General features: G+C 68.4%; 8 protein-coding genes. 7 read left to right on the top strand and 1 reads right to left on the bottom strand.

Annotated elements, in window-relative coordinates; translation table 11 throughout:
- Window positions 1-146: 146 nt before the first annotated feature.
- Window positions 147-1,172: an AraC family transcriptional regulator gene (locus C665_RS16650; RefSeq protein ID WP_004323280.1), complete on the bottom strand. Its 1,026-nt coding sequence runs from the start codon at window positions 1,170-1,172 to the stop codon at window positions 147-149.
- A 217-nt stretch (window positions 1,173-1,389) separates the two neighbouring features.
- Between C665_RS16650 and C665_RS16645 the strand changes: the two genes are divergently transcribed.
- From C665_RS16645 to C665_RS16615, 7 genes are all read left to right on the top strand, one after another.
- Window positions 1,390-2,223, top strand: coding sequence for an ABC transporter ATP-binding protein (locus tag C665_RS16645; RefSeq protein WP_004323279.1), 834 nt, complete (start codon window positions 1,390-1,392; stop codon window positions 2,221-2,223).
- 1 nt (window position 2,224) lies between these two features.
- Window positions 2,225-3,115 (top strand): branched-chain amino acid ABC transporter permease, encoded by an 891-nt coding sequence (locus C665_RS16640; RefSeq protein ID WP_004323278.1) that lies wholly within the window; start codon window positions 2,225-2,227, stop codon window positions 3,113-3,115.
- On the top strand, window positions 3,115-4,155 hold the full coding sequence (locus tag C665_RS16635; RefSeq protein WP_004323276.1) for a branched-chain amino acid ABC transporter permease: 1,041 nt from the start codon (window positions 3,115-3,117) through the stop codon (window positions 4,153-4,155). Before C665_RS16640 ends, C665_RS16635 begins: the two co-directional genes overlap by 1 nt.
- A gap of 49 nt (window positions 4,156-4,204) precedes the next feature.
- Complete coding sequence (locus C665_RS16630) at window positions 4,205-5,374, top strand: ABC transporter substrate-binding protein (RefSeq protein WP_004323274.1); 1,170 nt, start codon at window positions 4,205-4,207, stop codon at window positions 5,372-5,374.
- Between the two features lie 3 nt (window positions 5,375-5,377).
- Window positions 5,378-6,190 (top strand): ABC transporter ATP-binding protein, encoded by an 813-nt coding sequence (locus C665_RS16625; RefSeq protein WP_004323273.1) that lies wholly within the window; start codon window positions 5,378-5,380, stop codon window positions 6,188-6,190.
- 14 nt (window positions 6,191-6,204) lie between these two features.
- Window positions 6,205-8,034: an AMP-dependent synthetase/ligase gene (locus tag C665_RS16620; RefSeq protein WP_004323271.1), complete on the top strand. Its 1,830-nt coding sequence runs from the start codon at window positions 6,205-6,207 to the stop codon at window positions 8,032-8,034.
- Window positions 8,027-8,696: enoyl-CoA hydratase/isomerase family protein (locus C665_RS16615; protein WP_004323268.1), on the top strand; the 670-nt coding region annotated here is incomplete at its 3' end. The genes C665_RS16620 and C665_RS16615, both read left to right, overlap by 8 nt.

Raw genomic sequence — 8,696 nt, 5'->3', positions numbered from 1 at the left:
ACAACGCCCCACGCACACATCCGTGCCTGGGGCGTCGTGCCGTCTACGCAGAACGCAGGGGTTGAGCCCCCGCGGATCCGTCCCCGGGTACGCGCGCCGCAAGGCGCGAACGCGGCCGCCGTCCGTTCGGCGACCACGTCACAGGCTCAGCGGCCCGCCCCCGCCCTGCGGTAGCTGCCTGGCGGGGATCCCGTCCATTGCTTGAAGGCGCGATTGAAAGCCGCGGGATCGTCGAAGCCGAGATCGGCGCCGATGCTGCCGATCGGCTCGTCGGTGCGCGAGATCCGCGCGATGGCGACGTCGCGGCGCAGCGCGTCCTTGACCGCCTGGAAGTGCGTTCCTTCCGCATCGAGTCGGCGGGCGAGCGTGCGCGCCGAGATGTGCAGCATACGGGCAACGTCTTCCACGGACTGCGGGCTTCCCAGCCCGGCTTCGAGCAGATCGCGCACGCGGTGCGTGAACAGCCGCTCGCTCACGGAGACGTGGATCCAGTCCATCGGCGCCTTGCGCAGGAAGGCCGACAGCGCGGCCTTGTCCTGGCGGATCGGGGCGTCCATGAAGGCCGGCTCGATGTAGAGCGCGGTGAGCGGGCGATCGAAGCAGGCCGGGCCGGCGAACATGTTGATGTACTCACCCGCATGCGGCGGCGCCGGATAGGCGAGATCCACGCGCGCGAACAGGAGCTTGCGCTCGATCATCCACGAAGCGATGCCCTGCACCAGCATCAGCATCAATTCGAGGATCAGGGGGCGGTGGGGTTGGAGCGCAACGCGCTCGACGAGCGCGATGCGGCTCAGGCCCTCGTCCTCACCCAGCTCGAAGTGCAGATCGTCCAGCACCAGGCGGAAAAACCAGCAGAAGCGGTGCAGCGCGACGCGCAGGTTGGCGGCGTCGAGCATTCCAAGGCACAGGAACTTCAGCGTGCCAGGGCGCAGCGGGCGTGAGAACAGCCCTGGCGTCTCGTCGTCGAGTTCGACCGCGAGGGTGCGGTAGAAGAGCGCGAACTGCTCGACCGTCACACGGGCCGATTCGTGTTCCAGCAGCGCGGAAGCGATCCCGGCGCGCTCGACGCATTCCAGGGCCAGCGGCCTGTGCTCACCCAGCCGATCCAGGATCTGGCAGACCATGCGGATGGAGACGGTGACCGCCGGTGCGTGCTGACGCTCGTTCATGTGCAAGAGATTGGTGGCAGAAAATGTCAATCGATCGGCCGGTTCTGTCATCCACAAGGTCGGCCATACTGCCTAGTATGGCGTGCAAATAGCTGCAGCGAAAAGTTTTATGTCTGCGTCGGCGGTTCGAGGCCTCTCGTGTGGTCGCGCTCGCTGGCAATTAAAGCACAGCACGCACAGGTCACCCGCAAAGAGGTGGCCGGCAGGAGGAGACAAGGTGCATCCAGGCAAGGCCAGTCCGATCCTCGAGGTCGAGGGGCTCACATTGTCGTTTGGCGGCATCAAGGCGCTGACCGACGTGGGCTTCGAAGTCGCTCCGGGGTCCATCACCACCGTCATCGGTCCGAACGGCGCGGGTAAGACCTCGCTGTTCAACACGATCTCCGGTTTCTACAAGCCCTCGGTGGGGCGCATCCGCTTCCAGGGCGCGGACATCACCGCCACCCGCCCGCCCGAGCGCGCCCGGCTGGGCCTGGCGCGCAGCTTCCAGAACATCGCGCTGTTCCGCGGCATGACCGTGCTCGACAACATCAAGCTCGGTCGTCACGCCCACTTGCGCACCAACGTCTTCGATGCGCTGGTCTATTTCGGCCGCGCCCGGCACGAAGAGATGAAGCTGCGCGAGGAGATCGAGGAACGCATCATCGACTTCCTCGAGATCGACCACATCCGCCACATGCCGGTGTCGGTCCTCTCCTACGGGCTGCAGAAGCGGGTGGAGATGGCGCGCGCGCTGGCGATGCGACCCAAGGTGCTGATGCTCGACGAGCCCGTGGCGGGCATGAACCGCGAGGAGACCGAGGACATGGCGCGCTTCATCCTCGACGTGCGCGAGGAGTGGGGCGTGACGGTACTGATGGTCGAGCACGACATGGGCATGGTCATGGACCTCTCCGACCACGTCGTGGTGCTCAACTTCGGCCAGGTCATCGCCGACGGCACGCCGGCCGAGGTGCAGGCCGACCCCGAGGTGATCAAGGCCTACTTGGGCTCGGGCGAGGTCTCCGAGCTGCGTCAGCGCCTCCACCAAGCGCTTGCCGTGGAGGCCTGAGATGAGCCTGGAATTCGACTGGCTGTTCCTCGCCGAGATCATGCTCGCCGGCCTCGGTGCCGGCGGCCTGTACGCGCTGACCGGCCTCGCCTTCGTGATGATCTACAAGGCCACGCGGGTGGTGAACCTGGCCATCGGCGAGATGCTGATGATCGGCGCCTACCTGTGCTTCGGCCTGGCCACCGCCATGAACCTGCCGATGTGGCTGGCGATCCTGGTCGCAGTGATCGGCAGCGGCGGGGCCGGCGCACTGCTCGAGCGCGTGGCGATCCGCCCCATGCTGGGCGAGTCGCCGATCGCGGTCTTCATGGTCACCGTGGGCCTGGCCTCCATCCTGGTCGGCGTCGTCGAGCTGATCTGGACCTCGGAGCCGCGCCGCCTGCCGGAGTTCATGCCCGCGACGCCGGTGATGATCGGCGAGGCCTTCGTGCCGTCCAAGGTGTTCTACGGCTTCCTCGTCGCGGCCGTGCTGATCGGCGTGGCGCTGGCGGTGTTCCGCTTCTGGCGCGGCGGCGTTGCGCTGCGGGCGACGGCCTCGGACCAGCAGGCGGCCTACTCGATGGGCATCGACGTGCCCAAGGTGTTCTCGCTGTCCTGGACGGTGGCGGCGATGATCGCGGCGATCGCCGGCGTCATCGTCGGCGCGGTGGGCGGCATCTCCTCGACGATGGGGGTGTTCGGCCTGTCGGTGCTGGTGGTGGTGATCGTCGGCGGCCTCGACAGCGTGCTCGGCGCGCTGGTCGCCGGCCTCCTCATCGGTGTCGTCGAGTCGCTCGCGGGCGGCTTCCTCGGCGGCGAGTACAAGCTGCTGGCCACCTTCCTGATCCTGATCGTCGTGCTGCTGGTCCGTCCCTACGGACTGTTCGGCACCCACGAAATCGAGAGGCTGTAATGCGCATCGGAACCGCACGCTCTAGCTACCGCCACGACGAGGCGCTGTTCGACAGCCGCACCCAGCACGCCTGGCTGGCGATCCTCGCCGTCGCGCTGATCGGCTTCCCCTTCCTCGCCGACGAGTACTGGCTCTACCTCGCCTGCCTGGTGGCGATCAACATCGCCAGCACCACCGGGCTCAACATCCTCACCGGCTACACCGGGCTGGTGAGCCTGGGCCAGGCCGCCTTCATGGGCATCGGTGCCTACACCGTCGCCGCGCTGGAGCAGAAGCTGGGCGCGCCGGTACTCCTCAACCTGCTCGCCGGCGGCTTCGTCGCCATGCTCGGCGGGCTGGTGGTGGGCCTGCCCTCGCTGCGGGTCAAGGGCCTGTACCTGGCGATCGCGACCATCGCCGCCTCGGTGGTGCTGCACTTCGTGTTCGCCAACTGGCATGCGGTCACCGGCGGCCATGCGGGCATCACCCTGGTGCCGGCGGAGATCCTCGGCCTCAGCTTCGACACCTCCTTCCGCCTGTACTGGCTGTTCGTGCCGATCACCATCCTGATGGTGGCCGGCGCGGCCAACCTCTTCCGCACCCGCATCGGCCGCGCCTTCATCGCCATCCGCGACCGCGACATCTCCGCCGAGGTGCTGGGCATTCCGCTGCTGCGCTACAAGCTGCTGTCCTTCGGTCTGTCGTCCTTCTACGCCGGGGTGGCGGGCGGGATGTGGGCCTACTTCTTCCGCGTGGTCACGCCGGAGAGCTTCCCGCTGATCCTGTCGATCTTCTTCCTCGCCGCGGTCATCGTCGGCGGCATGGGCACCATCCTCGGCGCCATCCTCGGCGCGGTCTTCATGACCATGGTGCCCGAGGCGCTGAAGCTCGTCGTCGGCTGGCTGCCGCTGTCGGCCGACGCCACGCTGATCCTGTCGCCGGTGCGCACCATCGTGTTCGGCGTGCTGATCGTCGGCTTCCTGGTGTTCGAGCCGCTCGGCCTGCAGGAGATCTGGCGCCGCATCCGCCGCTTCTTCCACCTCTGGCCGTTCCGCGCCTGAGCTTTCCTCGCCGCACCGCTTCACCCCATATCAAGAGAAGGAGACAAGCATGAGAAGAACCGTACTCAAGAGCCTGCTGGCCACCGCGATCCTCTCCGCCACAGCCGGCCTGCCCGCAGCCCGGGCGGCCGACAAGGAGATCGTCATCGGCGGCTCCATCCCGATGAGCGGCGTGTTCGCCTTCGCGGGCATCGGCATCCACGCCGGCATCCAGGATTACGTGAAGATGGTCAACGCCGCCGGCGGCATCGCAGGCCACACGCTGCGCTACGTGCCCGAGGACAGCGCCTACAAGGTCGACCAGTCGGTGGCGGCGTTCAAGAAGATCACCAGCCAGAACAAGGTGAACTTCTACTACGGCGACTCCACCGCCTTCAGCAAGACCATCAACCCCGAGCTCGACCGCGCCGGCTCGATGATCATGTCGGGCGCCTCCTTCGCCACCGAGCTCAACGACCCGAAGAAGTACCCTTACCAGTTCGTCGCCGGCCCGGACTACACCCAGCAGTTCGGCATCCTGCTGCGCTACATCGCCCAGCAGAAGCCCGGCGCCAAGGTGGCCTTCGTCCATTCCGACACCGAGTTCGGCCGCGACCCGATCGAGACCAGCCGCGGCGTGGCCAAGGCACTCGGGCTCGACGTCGCCATCGAGATCATGACCCCGCCGGGCGCGGTCGATGTGTCCACCGAGATCGCCAAGCTGCGCCGCGCGCGGCCCGACTTCACCATCTTCCACGGCTACATCCTCGGCCCCATCCCCGAATTCATCGGCCAGGCGCGCCAGATGGGCCTGGACACCCAGTTCATGGGCACCTTCTGGACCATGGACAACTCGACCGTGATGCAGATGGGCGAGCTCGCCGAAGGCTTCATGGGCGTGATGCCCTACAACTACTACTACGACCAGAGCGCACCGGCGCCGATGCTCGACAAGATCCGCGCGATGCGTCCCGAGTACCAGAACGTGCCCTACATCCAGGGCTTCCTGTCGGCCATGCTGTACGCCGAGTCGGCCCGCCGCACGCTGGCCGCAGGCAAGGAGATGAGCGCGGCCAACCTCAAGGCGGCGCTCAACTCGATCGAGAATTTCGACACCGGCGGCCTGATCGGCGTGCCCGTCACCCTCCGCGGCAACACCATCCCGGTCGGCCGCATCTACCGCGCCGACACCAAGGCCAGGCGCATGGTGCCGGCCTCCGACTGGATCGTGCTGGAGTAAGCGATGAGTGCGGCCGAATCCGTCCTCGAGGTGAACAACATCGAGGTGATCTACAACAAGGCGGTGCAGGTGCTGCGCGGCCTCTCGCTGGCGGTGCCGCGCGGGCAGATCGTCGCCCTGCTCGGCTCCAACGGCGCCGGCAAGAGCACCACGCTCAAGACCGTCTCCGGCCTCCTCGGGCTGGAGAACGGCGAGCTGACGCGCGGCGAGATCCGCTTCGAGGGCAGGCCGCTGGCGGATTCCAAGCCGCACGAGCTGGTGCGCGCGGGGCTCTTCCACGTGATGGAGGGGCGCCGCGTGTTCGAGGACCTCAGCGTCGAGGAGAACCTCGTCGCCGCCACCTACGCACTCACCGGGCGCAAGGGCGAGAAGGCCGACAAGGAGCTCGTCTATGAATACTTCCCGCGCCTGTACGAGCGCCGCAACGGCCTCGCCGGCTATCTGTCGGGCGGCGAGCAGCAGATGCTGGCGATCGGCCGCGCGCTGATCGCCCGCCCCAGGCTGATCCTGCTCGACGAGCCCTCGCTGGGCCTCGCGCCGCTGCTGGTGGAGAACATCTTCCGCATCATCGCCCGCATCAACGCCGAGCAGAAGGTGTCGATGCTGCTGGTGGAGCAGAACGCCTCGGTGGCGCTGGCGGTGGCGCACTACGGCTACATCATGGAGAACGGCAAGGTCGTCACCGACGGCCCGGCCGAGCGTCTCGCCGGCGACCAGGACGTGCGCGAGTTCTACCTCGGCATGGGCGGGCACGGCGAGATGAAGAGCTTCCGCGACATCAAGCACTACAAGCGCCGCAAGCGCTGGCTGTCGTGATCGAGAGGGTGGCCATGAGCAACAACCTACCCACGCTGACCCTGCCGCAGATGCTGCGCGAGCAGGCGAGGCTGCAACCCGGGCGGCCCGCCATCCGCCAGAAGGACTTCGGCATCTGGCAGGCCATCGGCTGGGACGACTATTACCGCCGCGCGAGCCATGTCGGCCTCGGCCTGCGCGCGCTCGGCCTGCCCGCCGGCGGCCATGTCGGCGTGCTCGCCGAGAACCGCATCGAATGGGTGCTGGCGCAGATGGGCTGCGGCCTCGTCGGCGCCATCGCGGTCGGCGTCTATCCGACCAGCCCGGCACCCGAGGTGGCCTACGTGCTCAATCACGCCGACGTCGAGGTCGTGGTGTGCGAGGACCAGGAGCAGACCGACAAGGTGATCGAGGCGCTCGACCAGCTGCCGCACCTGCGCGCCATCGTGGTGATGGAGACCAAGGGCCTGCGCAACGCCGACGAGCGCGTGCGCGATCGCATCCTGTCCTTCGCCGACCTGGAGCGGCTCGGCGTCGAATACGAGGCCACCCACCGCCACCTGGTCGAGGAGACCCTGGCCGCGCAGCGGCTCGACGACCTCGCGCTGATGATCTACACCTCGGGCTCCACCGGCAAGCCCAAGGGCGCGATGATCCGCTACGCCAACATCCGCGGCGTCGCGCCCGGCATCATCGACCGCCTCGGGCTCGCGGCCGACACCGTGCACCTGTCCTACCTGCCCCTTTGCCACGTCGCCGAGCAGATGCTGACCACCTTCTGCCCGATCTACCTCGGCTCCACCGTCGCCTTCGGCGAGTCGATCCGCACCGTGCAGGAGGACCTGCGCGAGATCGCGCCCACGATGTTCCTTGGCGTGCCGCGCATCTGGGAGAAGCTGCACTCGGCGATCACGATCCGGATGCAGGAGAGCGGGCCCGTGCAGCGCTGGCTGTTCGCACGCGCGCTGGCGGCCTGCGCGCCCTTCGCCCACAAGTCGGCGGCGCAGCGCACGGCGGGCGAGCGCCTGACCCACGCCATCTGCTACGGCCTCATCCTGCGCGCGCTGCAGAACTTCATCGGCCTGCGCAAGGCGCGCGTGGCGCTGACCGGCGCGGCGCCGATCCCGCCCGCGGTGGTGCACTTCTTCCGTACCCTCGGGGTGCCGCTGGTCGAGGTCTACGGCCTCACCGAATCGACCGGCATGATCACCGGTCAGCCGCTCGACGCGGTGGCCTTCGGTTCGGTCGGCACGCCCATCCTCGGCGTCGAGCACCGCATCGGCGCGCGTGGCGAGCTGCTGGTCCACGGCGAGATGGTCTTCGCCGGCTACTACAAGAACCCGGAGGCGACCGCCGACGCCATCCGCGACGGCTGGCTGCACACCGGCGACGTGGTCGAGGAGCGCGACGGCCAGCTCTACATCGTCGATCGCCTCAAGGACATCATGATCACCGCCGGCGGCAAGAACCTGACGCCGTCCGAGATCGAGAAGGCGATGAAGTCCAGCCCCTACATCAAGGAGTGCATCGTCGTTGCCGACGGGCGCAAGTTCGTCTCGGCGCTGATCCAGATCGACTACGAGACGGTGTCGAGATGGGCCGAGGGCCGCCAGATCCCCTTCACCCACTTCCGCTCGCTGGTCGAGCACCCCGAGGTGCGCGCGCTGATCGAGGCCGAGATCGCGCGCGGCAACGCCCAGCTTGCCCAGGTCTCGCACATCCGCCGCTTCCACCTGCTGAGCAAGGAGCTCGACCACGACGACGGCGAGGTCACGGCGACCATGAAGGTGCGTCGCGCGAGCGTCTACAAGACCTATGCCGACGTGATCGAAGCCATGTACCGGGGAGGGGCCGCCCATGCCTGACCCGATCCACGGCGACTGCGTGCGACTCGAGCGTGAAGGCGGGCTCGCCTTCATCACCCTCGACCGCCCGCAGGCGCGCAACGCCCTCGACCTGGCGATGGGGCTGGGACTGCGCGACGCCGTGCGCGAACTTGCCGCCGCGCCGCCGCGCGTGCTCGTGCTGCGCAGCAGCGGCGCGCACTTCATGGTCGGCGGCGACGTGCGCCGCTTCGACGCCCTGCTCGGCGAGTCGCAGGTCGCCTGTACCGACGAGATCGGCCGCCTCATCGATGCGGTGCACGAGGCCGTCACCGGCCTCACCCGGCTGCCTTGCCCGGTGCTGGGTCTGGCGGGCGGCTCGGTGGCGGGCTTCGGCCTGGCGCTGGCCATGGCTTGCGACCTCCTGGTCGCGGCCGACGACGCGCGCCTCGTGCTCGCCTACGGTGCCATCGGCGCCACGCCCGACGGCGGCGCGAGCTGGCAGCTGCCGCGCCGCGTCGGCCTGCAGCGGGCGCTCGCGATCGCGCTGCTCGACCCGCAGCTCGATGCGGCGCAGGCGAGGGAGATCGGCCTGGTGGCCGAGGTGGTGCCGGCAGCGCAGCTGGCCGAGGCCGGGCTGGCGCTGGCCCGACGCCTGGCCGCGGGACCGGCCGCCGCCCAGGCCGGCATCAAGCGCCTGCTGC

It is taken from the genome of Thauera aminoaromatica S2 (assembly GCF_000310185.1).
Lineage (GTDB): Bacteria > Pseudomonadota > Gammaproteobacteria > Burkholderiales > Rhodocyclaceae > Thauera > Thauera aminoaromatica.
The sequence above is the reverse complement of the archived record's forward strand: the minus strand, read 5'-3'. Positions and strand labels throughout refer to the sequence as shown.

What these genes read in the sequence shown, in the direction of transcription:
- C665_RS16650 (WP_004323280.1), bottom strand. Translation starts at nt 1,172, where the DNA reads ATGAACGAGCGTCAGCACGCACCGGCGGTCACCGTCTCCATCCGCATG.
- C665_RS16640 (WP_004323278.1), top strand. Translation starts at nt 2,225, where the DNA reads ATGAGCCTGGAATTCGACTGGCTGTTCCTCGCCGAGATCATGCTCGCC.
- C665_RS16635 (WP_004323276.1), top strand. Translation starts at nt 3,115, where the DNA reads ATGCGCATCGGAACCGCACGCTCTAGCTACCGCCACGACGAGGCGCTG.
- C665_RS16630 (WP_004323274.1), top strand. Translation starts at nt 4,205, where the DNA reads ATGAGAAGAACCGTACTCAAGAGCCTGCTGGCCACCGCGATCCTCTCC.
- C665_RS16625 (WP_004323273.1), top strand. Translation starts at nt 5,378, where the DNA reads ATGAGTGCGGCCGAATCCGTCCTCGAGGTGAACAACATCGAGGTGATC.
- C665_RS16620 (WP_004323271.1), top strand. Translation starts at nt 6,205, where the DNA reads ATGAGCAACAACCTACCCACGCTGACCCTGCCGCAGATGCTGCGCGAG.